The sequence below is a fragment of the Streptosporangium brasiliense genome, assembly GCF_030811595.1.
In the GTDB taxonomy this organism is placed as follows: domain Bacteria; phylum Actinomycetota; class Actinomycetes; order Streptosporangiales; family Streptosporangiaceae; genus Streptosporangium; species Streptosporangium brasiliense.
In genome coordinates this window covers 5,194,720-5,210,069 of record NZ_JAUSRB010000002.1, presented here as the reverse complement: position 1 = coordinate 5,210,069, position 15,350 = coordinate 5,194,720, and the positions used below count along the sequence as shown (strand labels likewise).

12 protein-coding genes are annotated in these 15,350 nt (G+C 72.2%); 4 read left to right on the top strand and 8 right to left on the bottom strand.

Features of this window, described 5'->3' with window-relative positions:
* Positions 1-19 precede the first annotated feature (19 nt).
* From J2S55_RS32385 to pgsA, 7 genes are all read right to left on the bottom strand, one after another.
* A complete protein-coding gene (locus tag J2S55_RS32385) occupies positions 20-1,711 on the bottom strand; it encodes an alkaline phosphatase D family protein (protein WP_306868693.1) in 1,692 nt (563 codons plus the stop codon).
* Positions 1,712-1,838: 127 nt separating this feature from the next.
* Complete coding sequence (gene pdxS, locus J2S55_RS32380; RefSeq protein ID WP_306868691.1) at positions 1,839-2,753, bottom strand: pyridoxal 5'-phosphate synthase lyase subunit PdxS; 915 nt, start codon at positions 2,751-2,753, stop codon at positions 1,839-1,841.
* 212 nt (positions 2,754-2,965) lie between these two features.
* The gene (locus J2S55_RS32375; protein ID WP_306868690.1) at positions 2,966-3,979 is read right to left on the bottom strand and encodes a DUF3048 domain-containing protein; all 1,014 of its coding nucleotides are present in this window, start codon (positions 3,977-3,979) and stop codon (positions 2,966-2,968) included.
* 119 nt (positions 3,980-4,098) lie between these two features.
* A complete protein-coding gene (locus J2S55_RS32370) occupies positions 4,099-4,638 on the bottom strand; it encodes a LemA family protein (protein WP_306868689.1) in 540 nt (179 codons plus the stop codon).
* Positions 4,635-5,762: a glycosyltransferase family 4 protein gene (locus tag J2S55_RS32365; RefSeq protein ID WP_306868687.1), complete on the bottom strand. Its 1,128-nt coding sequence runs from the start codon at positions 5,760-5,762 to the stop codon at positions 4,635-4,637. The genes J2S55_RS32370 and J2S55_RS32365 overlap by 4 nt, the downstream gene beginning before the upstream one ends.
* 191 nt (positions 5,763-5,953) lie before the next feature.
* Positions 5,954-6,868, bottom strand: coding sequence for a phosphatidylinositol mannoside acyltransferase (locus tag J2S55_RS32360; RefSeq protein ID WP_306868685.1), 915 nt, complete (start codon positions 6,866-6,868; stop codon positions 5,954-5,956).
* An 11-nt stretch (positions 6,869-6,879) separates the two neighbouring features.
* A complete protein-coding gene (pgsA, locus tag J2S55_RS32355) occupies positions 6,880-7,497 on the bottom strand; it encodes a phosphatidylinositol phosphate synthase (protein WP_306868684.1) in 618 nt (205 codons plus the stop codon).
* Between the two features lie 196 nt (positions 7,498-7,693).
* On the opposite strand from pgsA, the gene J2S55_RS32350 reads away from it, so the two are divergent.
* The 3 genes from J2S55_RS32350 to J2S55_RS32340 all read left to right on the top strand — a co-directional run bounded on the left by J2S55_RS32350 (position 7,694) and on the right by J2S55_RS32340 (position 13,791).
* Positions 7,694-9,826 carry an elongation factor G-like protein EF-G2 gene (locus J2S55_RS32350; protein ID WP_306868683.1) on the top strand — a complete coding sequence of 711 codons (2,133 nt, stop codon included), beginning with the start codon at positions 7,694-7,696 and terminating at the stop codon, positions 9,824-9,826.
* Between the two features lie 129 nt (positions 9,827-9,955).
* The gene (locus tag J2S55_RS32345; protein ID WP_306868682.1) at positions 9,956-11,554 is read left to right on the top strand and encodes a glycoside hydrolase family 10-like protein; all 1,599 of its coding nucleotides are present in this window, start codon (positions 9,956-9,958) and stop codon (positions 11,552-11,554) included.
* 119 nt (positions 11,555-11,673) lie between these two features.
* Complete coding sequence (locus tag J2S55_RS32340; protein ID WP_306868680.1) at positions 11,674-13,791, top strand: hypothetical protein; 2,118 nt, start codon at positions 11,674-11,676, stop codon at positions 13,789-13,791.
* Here the strand turns inward: J2S55_RS32340 and J2S55_RS32335 are convergent.
* Positions 13,734-14,285, bottom strand: a complete 552-nt coding sequence (locus tag J2S55_RS32335) for an HIT family protein (protein WP_306868679.1) — start codon at positions 14,283-14,285, stop codon at positions 13,734-13,736. The two genes, J2S55_RS32340 and J2S55_RS32335, sit on opposite strands and share 58 nt — an antisense overlap.
* A gap of 238 nt (positions 14,286-14,523) precedes the next feature.
* On the opposite strand from J2S55_RS32335, the gene J2S55_RS32330 reads away from it, so the two are divergent.
* On the top strand, positions 14,524-15,123 hold the full coding sequence (locus J2S55_RS32330; RefSeq protein WP_306868678.1) for an Asp23/Gls24 family envelope stress response protein: 600 nt from the start codon (positions 14,524-14,526) through the stop codon (positions 15,121-15,123).
* Positions 15,124-15,350 lie beyond the last annotated feature (227 nt).

Here is a 15,350-nt window from a genome sequence, read left to right as displayed (position 1 = left end):
GGACGCCGCCCCGGGACGGTCAGGGACGCTTGGTCTCCCAGTCCACGGTCTCCTGGATCTGGTCGGTCGCCGGCACCTCGGGCATCCGGCTGACCGAGGGGTCGAGCGGGCGCAGGTAGGTCTGCTGGACTCCCGGGACCCGGTCCTCGATCACGAAGGTCGCCTTGGTGTGCGCCGCCGCGCCCGCCCGGGTGACCTGCGGCAGCACCTTGAAGTCCGCGGCGAGCTGCTCGCGCCCGATCCGGGTCAGCACGTAGCCGCGCTGGTTGTTGTAGAACTTCAGGTGCGGGTTGATGGTCAGATACGGATGGGTCTTCGGGTCGGAGTCACGCCCGTCGCCGCCCGTGGTGATGGAGGAGGCGACCAGCTCCGAGCCGACCGTGCGCGTGGTGGGGTCGTCGTAGTCGAGCTTGAGGTCGCTGGCCCAGTGGGCGTGCACGTCACCGGTGAGCACCACGGGGTTGCGCACCCCGGCGTCCACCCATCCCCGGGTGACCCGCTGCCGTGAGGCGACGTAGCCGTCCCAGGCGTCCTGGCTGGTGATCTTGGCGGGCCCGGCGTTGTTGTCGCGCTGGGCGAAGAAGACCTGCTGGCCGAGGATGTCCCACTGCGCCCGCGACTGGCGGAAGCCGTCCAGCAGCCAGCGCTCCTGCGCGTCGCCGGTGATCGAGCGCGCGGGGTCGACGGCGGCCGGGCAGTCCCTGTAGCCGTCGCCGCAGCCCTGGTCGCTGCGGTACTGCCGGGTGTCGAGCATGTGGAAGGTGGCCAGCCTGCCCCACCGGATCCGCCGGTAGAGCTGCATGTCGACGCCCCGGGGGATCGAATCGCGGCGCAGGGGCATGTTCTCGTAGTAGGCCCGGAAGGCCGCCTCGCGCCGGGCCAGGAAGTTCGGCTGCGGGACCTCGGGCTTCTCCGGCACCTCGTCGGCCCAGTTGTTGTCCAGCTCGTGGTCGTCCCAGACGACCAGCCAGGACGCGGCGGCGTGCGCGGCCTGCAGGTCCGGGTCGGCCTTGTACTGGGCGTGCCGCTGGCGGTAGTTGGCCAGGCTCTCGGTCTCGGGCCCCTCGTGGTGGCGGACGTTGCCGCCGGGGATGGTGTAGGTGTCGCGCCGGTACTCGTACTGGTAGTCGCCCAGGTGCAGGATCAGGTCGGGGTGTTCCTCGGCCAGGCGCCGGTAGGCGGTGAAGTGACCGTGCTCGTACTGGGCGCAGGAGACGAAGGCCATCGCCAGGCCGGAGCCGTAGGACAGCGGGTGCGGAGCGGTTCTCGCCCGGCCCGTCGGCGACAGGTAGGGGCCCACCTTGAAGCGGTACCAGTATTCCCGGTCGGAGGCGAGCCCGCCCAGCTCGACGTGGACGCTGTGGCCCCACTCCGGGGTCGCCAGGGCCACACCCCGCCGCAGGACGCGGCTGCCGGCCTCGTCACCGTAGACCTGCCACTGGACCGGGAAGGGCCGGCCGGGCATGCCGCCCAGGCCGTCCTCGGCCAGCGGCTGGGGCGCCAGCCGCGTCCAGATGACGAAGCCGTCGGAGCCGGGGTCCCCGGAGGCGACGCCGAGGGTGAAGGGGTCGGCGTGCAGGCCGCGGGAGGCCAGGGACGCGGCGCTCTCCGCAGGGGGTTCGGGGTCGGCGTTCGCCACGGCGGGAACGCTCGCCACCGCTCCCGCCGCGATGCCGGTGACAAGGAAGGAACGTCGGCTGAGCCGGGACATGGGGGCCTCCGAGGGGGATCGGGCGCGTACGCCCGCCAGCCTCGCGGAGGATCATGGCCGCGGAGTGAACTTTTCCGGTCACAGAAAAGGCGACATCCTTCACGGATGTCGCCTTTCCCGAAATTTCTTACCAGCCGCGCTCGGCCAGGCGGTGCGGGGCCGGGATGTCGTCGACGTTGATGCCGACCATGGCCTCGCCCAGGCCGCGGGAGACCTTGGCGATGACGTCCGGGTCGTCGTAGAAGGTGGTGGCCTTGACGATCGCGGCGGCGCGCTGGGCCGGGTTGCCGGACTTGAAGATGCCCGAGCCGACGAACACGCCCTCGGCGCCGAGCTGCATCATCATCGCCGCGTCGGCCGGGGTGGCGATGCCGCCGGCGGTGAAGAGCACGACCGGCAGCTTGCCGGTCTTGGCGACCTCGGCCACCAGTTCGTACGGCGCCTGCAGCTCCTTGGCCGCCACGAACAGCTCGTCCTCGGGCAGCGAGGACAGGCGCTTGAGCTCGCCCCGGATCTTGCGCATGTGGGTGGTGGCGTTGGAGACGTCGCCGGTGCCGGCCTCACCCTTGGAGCGGATCATCGCCGCACCCTCGGTGATGCGGCGCAGCGCCTCGCCCAGGTTGGTCGCGCCGCAGACGAAGGGCACGGTGAACTGCCACTTGTCGATGTGGTTGGCGAAGTCGGCGGGGGTCAGCACCTCGGACTCGTCGATGTAGTCGACGCCGAGCGACTGGAGCACCTGGGCCTCGACGAAGTGGCCGATGCGGGCCTTGGCCATGACCGGGATCGAGACGGCGGAGATGATGCCGTCGATCATGTCGGGGTCGCTCATCCGGGAGACGCCGCCCTGGGCGCGGATGTCGGCGGGGACCCGCTCGAGCGCCATGACGGCGACGGCACCGGCGTCCTCGGCGATCTTGGCCTGCTCGGCGTTGACGACGTCCATGATGACGCCGCCCTTGAGCATCTCTGCCATGCCGCGCTTCACCCGGGCGGTTCCGGTGACGGCGGTCTCGGTGACTTCGGGCGTGCTGCTGGACACGGTCTCTACCTCACGACGGCTGGTTGCGGATCACGGGCCGCCCGCGAGGGCGGCCACCACACCTCCATGTTAGGTGCTGATCCACCTTCCCCTTACACGCCATCTTGTCCCCATTTACCCACCATCTTGCCGCTATTGGACAGAGTTCCTGGACGTTCCGGAGGGAGAAGCGGCGGCCGGAAGGGCCGCCGGACCGGGGCGCGGCCGGGAGATCAGGGGATGACCGGCCGGCGGGCGGCCAGGACGACCCACACCTGGCCGGGCGCGAAATTCATCGGATCCCCCGCCTCGGTGGTGAAGACGGTGCCGTCCTCCTCCGTCTCACGCGACCATCTGGCCTTGAACGCCTGGCCGTCGCGGAGCACGATCGCGCTCCCCTTGCCGGTGCTGTGCACCAGGGGCGTGTAGCTCTGGTTCTTGTCGTGGAACTCCGAGCGCTCGGTCTTGGTGTACTGCACGACGATCGTGGGCGCGCCGAGCTGGCCGCCCTCGGCCGCCATGTCCTTCTTGCCGTCCTGCCAGATCAGCCACTTGCCGGCCGGCTCCGACCAGGCGAAGGTGAAGCGGGCGGCCGGGTATTTCACGCTGAACGCCTTCTTGGGCACGCCCCCCTCGGGGGCGTCGCCGAAGGTGAAGCCGACGTCCTTGGCCCTGCTCGCCTTGGGCGCCTGGGCCAGCAGCCGCTTGGTGTCGGCGAACAGGTTGTAGGGGGCGTAGCGGCCGGGCTGGCGGAAGTAGGCGCCCGGGGCCCTGCTGTCGGAGACGTCGAACAGCGACGACTGCGCGATGATGGGGAGCATCTTGGTCTGCGCGCCCGAGTAGGCGAAGGCCGGCTTGCCGAACTGCGGCACGATGTGCAGGTCGGAGATCCGGGCGCTGCGGACCGGACCGATCTTGGGCGGGATCTTCGAGGAGAAGATCGCCATGAGACGCGTCAGACCCGCCTCGACCTGCTCGACGTAGACGATGTCGGCGCTCTTGAGCCCGAGCTGCGGCTTGCCGGCCGAGGTGTTCTCGATCTTCGCCGCGAGCACCGCCCTACGGGCCGCTCCGGGCAGGCCCGTGAAGGGGTGGGTCGGCTCCGGGGTGGGGGTCGCGGCCTCGGGCGGAGCGGTGGCCGCCTGCGCGTTCTTCCCAGGAGCGGGCTCGTCCGAGGAACAGGCCGCGGCCGGCGCGAGAACGGCCGCTCCCGCCAGCGTGACGGCGATCATCCGGGGCACCCGCACGGCTCATCTCCTCAAATCGGCCCTGAAACGCCCAAGAGCTTACCTCTGCCCGACTTGCCGGATACCCCACTTTGTGTGCGTCCTATTCACCTGCCGGACACCTGGCCCCGTTACGCACCCTATTCGGCGGCGAGGGACTGCGGGGGCGCGTCGTCGATCTCGAAGAAGTCCGGATACTCCGTGTGCCCGGCCAGCCGCAGGGTGCGGGCCAGCCAGCGGCGCTGGGCGGTGCGGGTCACGCCGACCGCGTTGTTGTAGAAACGGCGCGAGTAGAGCACCTTGGCCACCGCGGCGCCGAGCTCCTCCAGCAGATCGGGGCCGGCCGGGGTGGCGGCCAGCCGGTCGCGGAAACGCTCCTGGTCGGCCACCGCCCGCAGGGTGCGCGACAGGTCGCTCTCGGCGTGCTCGCGCTCCTCAGGCCCCGCCGTACGGGCCTCGTGGGCCGCCGCGGCCAGCACCAGGCTCGTCGCCGGGTCCAGGACACGGGAGGCCGCCAGCTCCAGGCAGACGGCGGTCCGCCGCACCAGGGCGGCGTCCAGGGTCTCGCGGGCCAGCTCCAGCCGGATGTGGAGCCGGTCCAGCCGGCCCGCCCGCCAGGAGATGTAGACGGCGGTGAGCAGCACGAGCGCGCCCACCAGCAGGATCAGCGTCGCGGTCACGGCGCGTCGTCCTCCTCCACCCCGGCCGTGCTGGCCACGGTCTCGTAGACACGCAGGACGTCGCGGGCGACCGTGGACCAGTCGTATTTCCGGACGGCCTGGCGGGCCTCCTGCGACAGCTTGGCCCGGCGTCCGGAGTCGTCGAGCAGCGCGGCGGCCTCGCGGGCGAGCGAGCCGGCGTCGCCGGTCTCGAACAGCGCCCCGGCCTGGCCGTCGTCGAGAACCTTGCGGAAGGCCGGGATGTCGCTGGCCAGGATCGCGGCGCCGGCCGACATCGCCTCGGTGAGCACGATGCCGAAGCTCTCCCCGCCCAGGTTGGGCGCGCAGAAGACGTCCACCGAGTGGTAGGCGCGGACCTTGTCCTCCTCGCTGACCATGCCGAGCAGGCCGATCCGGTCGTGGAAGCGGGCCGGGACCCGTCCCAGCACCTCCTGCTCATCGCCGGGCCCGGCGATGAGCAGGCGCAGCTCGGGCCGCTCGGCCGCCAGCAGGCTGAACGCCTCCAGCAGCACCGGCAGGCCCTTGCGGGGCTCGTCCATCCGGCCGAGGAAGCCGATCACCTCCCCGGTGTCCCAGCCGGGCAGCGGCTCGGCCTCGCTGTAGCGGCCGACCGTCACCCCGTTCGGGATGAGCACGGCGTCACCGCCGATGAACTCCACCAGGGTCTTCCTGGCCGCGTCGGACACGGCGATCCGGGCGGTGATCTTCTCCAGCGCGCTCGTGATCACCGGGGACGCGACCGAGAAGGCCCGGGAGCGCCCGTAGGAGGCGTGGAAGGTGCCCACGATCGGCCCCCTCGCCACCCAGCAGGCCAGCAGCCCCACCGAGGGGATGAACGGCTCGTGGACGTGGAGCACGTCGAAACGGCCCTCCCGCACCCAGCGGCGTACTCGGTTGGCCGACAGGAAACCGAACGACATCCTGGCCACCGACCCGTTGAAGGGGACGGGGACCGCGCGGCCCACCGAGGTCACGTAGGAGGGCAGCGACGCGTCGTCGCCGGCCGGCGCGATCACCTGGACCTGGTGACCGTCCTCCATCAGAGCCTCGGCGAGGTCGCGGATGTGCACCTGCACGCCGCCCGGAACGTCCCACATGTAGGGACAGACGATGCCGATCCTCATCGCTCCCTCACCACCCCTCGCCCGCTCCGCGGAGGGCGTGCTCCGCCGCGCTCGCCGCGCCGGGCCCGGTCGCGCCGCATCGTCCCCTCACCATTCTTCGCGCATGTCTCGCGGGTCTTCGCGCATGTCCCGCGGGTCTTCGCGCATGTCCCGCGGGTCTTCGCGCATGTCCCGCGGGGCCCGCCCGCGCCTCATCCGCGCGGCTCCAGATCCTCGAGCCAGAGCCGCTGGAGCATGTGCCAGTCCTGGGGGCGCTCGGCGATGCCCTTCTCGAAGACGGTGGCCAGATCCTGCGTGACGGCGGCCGCCTTCTCCTTCCGGGTGCCCTCGACGGGGACCGCGATCTCGTCGTGGAAGTGCAGCCCCCAGTCGCGCCCCTCGAAGTAGGGGATCACCGGGATCAGCGCGGCCCCGGTGTGCACCGCCAGCAGGCCGGGCCCGGCGGGCATGCGCGTGGCCGCGCCGAAGAACTGCACCTCGACCCCCTTGGCGGTCAGGTCGCGCTCGGCGGGCAGCGCGATCGGCCGGCCGGCCCGCAGCCGCTGCGACAGGACGCCGAAGGTGTGGCCGTCCCCGCCGGTGAGCGGCAGCACCTCCATGCCCAGCCCCTCGCGGAAGGCGGTGTAGCGGTGGAACAGCGACTCGGGCCTGAGCCGCTCGGCGACGGTGGTGAACGGGTGCCCCTTGGCGACGAACCAGGCGCCCGCGTGGTCCCAGTTGCCCATGTGCGGCAGGGCCAGGATCACGCCGCGTCCCTTGGCGAGGTTGTCGTAGACCGGCCCGTCGCCGACGACGTGCACGCGGGAGAGGATCTCCCCGGCGGACATGGAGGGCAGCCGGAACACCTCGTGGAAGTAGCGGAAGTAGGAGCGCATGCCCTCGCGGCTCAGCTCCCGGATCGCCGGATCGCCCGGCGAGGCGCCCTTGACCCGGGCGAGGTTGGCCTCCAGCCGGAGCACCGCCCCCCCGCGGCGCTTCCACAGCCGGTCGGCGGCCTCGCGGAAGGCCCAGGCGGTGAGGCGTTCGGGGAGGCGGGGCACGAGCGTCCAGCCGGCGCCGAACCCGGCCGCGACGAGACGATCCTGCAGGGACGGCTTGTCGGTCATCGCTCTCCCGATCAGCGGAGGGTCTGGGGCGGGACGGAGACGGCCTGGCGGCGGACGTGCAGCAGGCGCTGGGCGACGGTGACCGCGCTGGCGACGGCGAGCAGCCAGAGCCCCGCCGCCAGGATGTAGGGCACGCCGAGACCCGCGATGCCGGTGGCGACCAGCCCGACGACCAGGCGCTCGGGCCGTTCGGCGATGCCGACGTCGCACGTCATGCCCAGGCCCTCGGCCCTGGCCTTGACATAGGACACCAGCGCCCCGGTGACCAGGCAGAACAGTGCCACCCCCGCCAGCACCCACTGGCCGCTCACCGTGAGCCAGATCGCCAGCCCCGAGAAGATCCCGGCGTCGCCCACCCGGTCGAGGGTGGAGTCGAGGAAGGCGCCCCAGACGCTGCCGGGCCCCGTCATCCTGGCCATCACCCCGTCGAGAAGGTCGGCCAGCACGAAAAACGTGATCACAAGCGTGCCGGGGAACAAGTCTCCTCGGGGGTAGAAGAAGAGGGCCGCGGCGACGGTGCCGAGCGTGCCGACCGTGGTGACCACGTTGGGGCTGATCCCCCGGCGGGCAAGCGCCCTGCCCAGGGGGGTCAGAACTCGGGTGACGGCGGGGCGCAGAAGTTTCAGCATCGCGCTCCGATCGTAGGCCAAACGGCATGTGGGCGCGTATCCAACGCCCCGCAGGCGGATCGGCCTGGACCTCTTGTGATATCCGCCACATGGGTATTTGGTGAACAGACCGCGTCCTTGCGGTGTATGGACGCGGCAGCGGACCCGAGGGTGTGGCCGCACCTGGCCGCGCTCCGGCAACGACGCGGGAGGCGACGTGGCAGAGAAAGCAACCGGCGGGGCAGCGGGAGCCGCGGGGAGGGCGCCTGCGGCCGACCGGCCGGACATGGTGAGGAACGTCGTGCTGGTCGGCCATTCCGGTGCGGGGAAGACGACTCTGGTGGAGGCGCTCCTGGCCGCCACCCGGACCGTCCAGCGGCCCGGCCGGGTCGAGGACGGCAGCACCGTCAGCGACTTCGACGAGGTGGAGGTGCGCCAGCAGCGCTCGGTGAACCTGACCGTGGCCCCGCTGGTCCACAACGACATCAAGATCAACCTGCTCGACACCCCCGGCTACGCCGACTTCGTCGGCGACCTGCGCGCCGGGCTGCGCGCGGCCGACGCGGCGCTGTTCGTGGTCTCGGCGTCCGAGGGCGTGGACGGCCTGACCCGGATGCTGTGGGAGGAGTGCGCGACCGTCGGGATGCCGCGGGCGGTCGTGATCACGAAGATCGACCACCAGAGAGCCGACTTCGAGGAGGCCCTCGCCGCCTGCCAGGACCTCTTCGGCGAGGGCGTGGCCCCGCTGTATCTCCCGGTGGTCACCAACGGCCGGATGAACGGCCTGATCGGGCTGCTGACCCAGAAGTTCTACAACTACGCCACCGGCTCCCGCAGCGAGAACGCCCCTGGGCCCTCCTACCAGGACCAGATCGAGCAGTACCGCGGCGCCCTGATCGAGGGGATCATCCAGGAGAGCGAGGACGAGTCCCTGATGGACCGTTACCTCTCCGGGGAGGACATCGACACCAAGGTCCTCATCGACGACCTGGAGAAGGCGGTCGCGCGCGGCGGCTTCTACCCGGTGCTGGCCACCGGGGCCGGGGTGGGCGCGATGGAGGTCCTCGAACTCATCACCCAGGGATTCCCCTCTCCTCTGGAGCACCCGCTGCCGGAGATCACCTCGATCGACGGCGAACCGGTCGCCGGCATCACCTGCGACCCCGACGGACCGCTCGTCGCCGAGGTGGTCAAGACCACCAGCGACCCCTACGTGGGCCGGATCAGCCTGGTGCGGGTGTTCTCCGGGACGCTGCGCCCCGACATGACCGTGCACGTCTCGGGGCACGGGATGGCCGACCGCGGTCACGAGGACCACGACGTGGACGAGCGCATCGGCGCGCTGTCCTCCCCCCTGGGCAAGCTCCAGCGGACGACCGCCAAATGCGTGGCCGGCGACATCGTCGCGGTGGCCAAGCTGTCGCGCGCGGAGACCGGCGACACCCTCTCCGACAAGGACCGGCCACTGCTGATGACCTCCTGGACGATGCCCGATCCGCTGCTGCCGGTCGCGATCCAGGCCAGGTCCAAGGCCGACGACGACAAGCTGGGCCTGGCCCTGCAGCGGCTGGTCGCCGAGGACCCCACGCTCCGGCTGGAGAACAACGCCGAGACCCGGCAGCTCGTGCTGTGGTGCATGGGCGAGGCCCACGCCGACGTCCTGCTGGACCGGCTGAGCAAGCGGCACGGCGTCGAGGTGGAGAAGGTCGACCTGCGGGTCCCGCTCCGGGAGACCTTCGGCGGCCGCTGCCAGGCCCTGGGACGCAACGTCAAGCAGACCGGCGGCCACGGGCAGTACGCCATCTGCCACCTGGAGGTCGAGCCGCTGCCCTCGGGCGGAGGCTTCGAGTTCGTGGACAAGATCGTCGGCGGTGTGGTGCCGCGCCAGTTCATCCCCTCGGTGGAGAAGGGCGTGCGCACCCAGATGCAGCGCGGCGTGGTGGCCGGATACCCCATGGTGGACGTGCGGGTGACGCTGTACGACGGCAAGGCCCACTCGGTCGACTCATCCGACATGGCCTTCCAGATCGCCGGGGCGCTCGCGCTGAAGGAGGCCGCGGCGAAGGTGCCGACCCTGCTGCTGGAGCCGGTCGACGAGGTGGCCGTGCTGGTCTCCGACGACCACGTCGGCGCGGTGATGTCCGACCTGTCGTCGCGCCGGGGTCGGGTCCTGGGCACCGAGCAGGTCGGCGTCGGCCGCACCCTCGTCCGGGCCGAGGTGCCCGAGCTGGAGATCACCCGCTACGCCATCGACCTGAGATCGATGTCACACGGCACGGGGACCTTCCAGCGCACCTTCCTGCGTTACGAACCGCTCCCGCCCCATCTGGTGGACAAGGTCGCCGGTTGATCGTCCGTCGGGAGGCGTGAACCGTCCGGATCACGCCTCCCAAAAAGTTACCCAAGTAACGGTGACGTCACGAAACGATTTCTTTTTTCCGGCCGAAGCACCACGGTCCCGATGCCACACTGAGGAACCATGCGAACCGGACGCCCTTTGCTCGCCGCCGCCGTCCTCGCCGTCGCCACCACCGGCGCCGCCTACGCCTTCGGCCCGGACGCCGCGGTGACCAAGCCCACGGCCCACAAGCGCGTGCCCGCCGCGACCGCCGCGCCCTCCGACCGGGCCGCGACCGCCGCGCCCGCGTCGTGCAAGCCCAGGGCGGCCTATCCCAAGCGGCAGCTGCGCGGCGTCTGGATCGCCACGGTCAAGAACATCGACTGGCCCTCGCGGACCGGCCTGTCCGTCGCCAAGCAGCAGGCCGAATACACCAGGATCCTCGACAGCGCGGTCAAGCGCCGGCTCAACGCGGTGTTCGTCCAGGTCCGCCCGGCCTCCGACGCCGTCTACAAGTCGGCGCTGGAGCCCTGGTCGCAGTATCTGACCGGGCGGGCCGGCAAGGACCCCGGCTGGGACCCGCTGCCCTTCCTGGTCGCCGAGGCCCACAAGCGCGGGCTGGAGTTCCACGCCTGGTTCAACCCCTACCGCGCCTCCTACGACGGCGAGGTGAACAAGCTCCCGGCTGGCCACCCGGCCCGCGTCCACCCCGACTGGATCGTCAAGCACGCGGGCCTGGTCTACTACAACCCGGGCCTGCCCGCGGTCCGCGACCACGTCACCGCGGTCGTCAAGGACGTCGTCCAGCGCTACGACGTCGACGGCGTCCACTTCGACGACTACTTCTACCCCTACCCGGCCGGGAGCGCGCAGTTCGCCGACGGCGCCGCCTACCGCAAGTACGGCAAGGGCGAGAGCCTGGCCGACTGGCGGCGCGGCAACGTCAACAAGCTGATCGCCCAGGTCGACAAGGCCGTGCACGAGACCAAGCAGTACGTGAAGTTCGGCATCAGCCCGTTCGGGATCTGGCGCAACAAGTCCGAGGACCCCACCGGCTCGGCCACCGGCGGCATGTCCGCCTACGACGCCATCTACGCCGACGCCCGGCACTGGATCCGCAAGGGCACCGTCGACTACGTGGCGCCGCAGCTCTACTGGCCGCGCGGGTTCAAGGCCGCCGACTACGACGTGCTGATGCCGTGGTGGGCCAAGGAGGTCAAGGGCACCGGCGTGCAGCTCTACATCGGCCAGGCCCTCTACCGGGTGGGCAGCACCGACACCCCCGCCTGGACCGACCCCGGCGAGCTGCCCTCCCACCTCACGCAGAACCGCAAGCACAAGCAGGTCGAGGGCGACATCTACTTCAACGCCAAGCAACTGCTGACCAACCCGCTGGGCGTGCTGGACCGGATCGTCAAGAGCCACTACTCCCACCCGGCGCTGCTGCCCCTGATGAAGGACCTCGGCGGCCAGGCCCCCGCCCAGCCCGCCGAGGTAAGGCTCCAGGGCACCGAGCTCAGCTGGAAGTCCTCCGCCGGGGCCCGCTCCTACGCGGTCTACCAGATCCCCTCCGGCAAGGTCGGCGAGTGCGCCACCGCCGACGCCCGCAACCTGGTGGCGGTCGTGCCCGCGGCGGGCGGCGAGCGCCAGACCTTCGCCGCCGCGGGCGGCGGCGCCTATCTCGTCACCTCCCTCGACCGCCTGCACAACGAGAGCGCGCCGGTCAAGGCCGCCCCCTGAGGTGAGCCGGCGCCGGGCCCCGGCGCGCCCGGCACCGGGCCGATCATCGGATCCGCTGGACGGAGGGACAATGTTCCCCTACGGTGCCAGCATTTGGGCGAGGTCTGGGGAGGTCACCGGTGAGGCGGACGCTTGCCGCGTTTGCGCTGGTCCTGAGTGTGTTCTGGCCGGCGGCGGCGCAGGCCGACGCATCCGCGGGCGGGCGGGTGGCGCTGATCGGCGTCCCCGGCCTGCAGTGGAGCGACCTCAGCCCCGAGGGCACCCCCAACCTGTGGCGGCTGGCCGGCCAGAGCGCGCTCGGCTCGCTGTCGGTCCGCGCGGTCGGCCGGGTGACCTGCCCCTATGACGGGTGGCTGACGGTGTCGGCCGGGACCAGGTCGGCGGTCGGCTACGGCTGCGGGCTCCCGCCGGCGCCCGACCCCGGCACGGCCGGCGCGGTCATCCCCGGCTACGCCTACCTGCACGAGGTCGCCCGGCAGAAGAACGCCGGGACGCTCGGCGAGGCGGTGCACGCCGCCGGGCAGTGCACGCTCGCGGTCGGCCCCGGCGCCGCGCTGGCGCTGGCCGACCGGGCGGGGAAGGTGGACCACTACGCCCCCTCCCCCGCGCAGATCGCTCCGGGCGCGCTCACCGAGTGCCGGGTGATCGCCGTGGACGTCGACGACCTGATCACGCCGTACGTGGCCGGCGGGCGGCTGCCCGAGGCCGAGGAGGCGCTCACCGCCGGGCAGCGGGCGGACGCGCTGCGGCTGGCCGACGCCAAGGCCGGGGCGGTGCTGGACGCGCTGCCCGGGGACACCACCGTGCTGCTGGCGGGGCTGGCCGACCACGGGCCGGTGCCGCACCTGCGGGTGGCCATGATGCGCGCCGCCGACGCCTCGGGCCGGTCCCTGGGGGCGGCCTCCACGCACCGCGCGGACATCACGATCCTGCCGGACATCACCGCCACGATGCTCGCGGCGGCGGGCATCCCCACGCCGCCCTCCGTGGTCGGCGCGCCCTGGCAGGCGGGCGGGGACCGGACCGGCGGCACGGAGGCGGCCAAGGCCGGGCTGGTCGACGCCGACGTGGCCGGGCAGACGGTCAGGCGGGTGGGCGGGATCTTCTTCACCACCGTCGCGGTGCTCCAGGTCGTCTTCTACCTGACCGCGTTCCTGCTGATGCGCCGCAGGCGGGGGCTCGGCGGGATCCGGGTGGCCGCGCTGGCGCTCGCGTCCGTGCCCGTGTCGACCTACCTGGTCAACCTCACCCCCTGGCACCGCGGCGGGGCGCCGGTGGCCGCCCTGGTCGGCGGGATCGTCGTCCTGGCGCTCGCGCTGGCCGCGCTGGCCCTGGCCGGCCCCTGGCGGCGCCGCCCGCTCGGGCCGCTGGCCGTCGTGGCGGGGGTCACCGCGGCGGTGCTCGCCGGTGACCTGCTGACGGGGACCACCCTGCAGCTCAACAGCGTGATGGGCTACACCGCAGTGGTCGGCGCGCGCTACTACGGCCTGGGCAACATCCCCTTCGCCCTCTTCGCCACCTCGGTGCTGCTGCTGGCCACCACGATCGCGCACCGGCCGGCGGGCCGGGGCCGCAGGGCACTGGCGGTCGCCGTCGTGACGGTGATGGGCTGCTCGGCGATGATCCTGGGCGGCTGGCCGGGGGTGGGCAGCGACTTCGGCGGCGTGATCGCCTTCGTGCCCGGCATCGCGGTGACCGCGCTGCTGATCGCGGGCAGGCGGGTCTCGATCGTCAAGCTGGGCGCGTTCTGCGTGGTGGGCGGCGTCACCGTGATGGCCATCGCCTACCTCGACTACCGGCGCCCGCCCGGCTCCCAGACGCACCTGGGCCGTTTCGTCGGCCAGGTGTTCACCGGCGAGGCGATGGAGGTCATCGGCCGCAAGCTGGGCGCGATGCTGGGGACGCTGCTCAGCCCCAACCTGATGCCGATCGTGATCGCCGCGGTCGCGTTCCTGGTCTACGCGCTGCTGCGGCCCGGGGCGGCCAGCGCCGGGGTGCTGCCCGCCGCGTTCGCCCACTCCCCCGCCCTGCAGGCCGGCCTGATCGGCACCCTGGTCAGCGGGGTGGTGGGGATGCTGGTCAACGACTCGGGCGCGGCCGTGCTGTCGATGGCGCTGGCCCTGGGCGTGCCGCTCATGCTGTCGGTGGGCCTCAAGGCCCTACGCGACGGCACGGTGGGCTACGGCGAGGCGGGCCAGGAGTCGGCCAGCAGCTCCCTGGTGTCGCGGAGCAGCTGAGGCAGCACCTTGGTGTGGCCGACCACCGGCATGAAGTTGGTGTCCCCGCCCCAGCGGGGCACCACGTGCTGGTGCAGGTGGGCGGCGATGCCCGCGCCCGCCACGCCGCCGAGGTTCATGCCCACGTTGAAGCCCTGCGCGCCGCTGGCCTTGCGCAGGGCGGCCAGCGCCCGCTTGGTGAAGTCGGCGAGCTCGGCGGTCTCGCCGTCGTCCAGGTCGGCGTAGTCCGCGACGTGCCGGTAGGGGCAGACCATCAGGTGGCCGGAGTTGTACGGGTAGAGGTTGAGCACCGCGAAGACCGAGCCGCCGCGGGCGATGATCAGCCCCTCCTCGTCGCTCAGCTTGGGGATCTCGCAGAACGGGCAGCCGTCGCCCGGACCCGGGCCGGTCGGCTTGTTCGTCCCCTTGATGTAGGCCATCCGATGAGGAGTCCAGAGTCTTTCGAACGCGTCCGGCGTCCCTGCCCCGTGCTGCGCCGCTGGCTCTTCGTTCATGGCGATCAGCATATTGCCACGCGGATCCGTCCGCTCTGGCGCCTCCCGCCGCGGGCGCGCGGCCCCACCGGGCCGTCCGGCGCGGGGTGCCCGGGCCGGGGGGCGGCGCCCGGGACGGCCGGCCGCCCGCCGCCGCACGACCCCCCATAACGCCCTCTAATTGGCCTCAGCCGACAAATGGTGCGGATTTCCGGCAGAATCCCAGCGAGCGTGACCATCAACAGCCGAGGAGCACCCCATGACCGACGTCTCCATCGAGGACATCACCGAGGAGACCGACTCTCCCGCTGAGACGACCACCGTCCGCCCGTTCTCGCTGAGCCTGTCCACGCCCCCCATCTCCTCCGTCCCCCCGCTTCCCGACCCCGAGCCGGTCGTCGAGCCGGTCACTGAGCCGGTCGCCGTGGCCGAGCCGGTCGCCAAGCCGGTCGCCGTGGCCGAGCCGGTCGCCGCGGCCGTGGTCAAGGGGCGGATCAAGGTGGCCGACGAGGTCGTGGAGAAGGTCGCCGCCCTCGCCGCCCTCGAGGTGGCCGGCGTCGTCGGCCTGGGCACGGACCTGCCCGACGCGGTGGAGCCGGTGCGCGGGCGCGCCGGTGCCCGGGCCAGGCGCGGCACCCCGGGCGTGAGTGCCCATGTCCAGGACCGCACGGTCGCGGTGGACGTGGCGATCATCGCGGAGTACGGGCACGTGGTGATGGACGTGGCCAACGAGGTCAAGACCAACGTGGCCCGCACGGTCAGCCGCATGCTGGGCATGCGGGTCGTCGAGGTCAACGTCGACGTGGAGGACGTCCGCCTGCCCGGCGAGGACGTCCCGGAGGCGCCCGCCGAGTCCTGAGACGGGGCCGTCGGCCCCGGGGCGTGGCCCCGCGGCCGGGGCCGCCGCCCCCGGGAGCGGCCTGCGCGCGGCGCCACCGGTCCTTGAGCGAGCGGTCCCGGACCGCGCTCCGGGCGCCCGTCGGGTCCGGTGGCCGCCCGGCGGCCGTCCCGGGCGCCTGCCCGGCCGGCAGAGGCGCCGAAAGAGGCCGGAAGAGGTACGGCGGGCCACCTGTGGCGGCCCGCCGT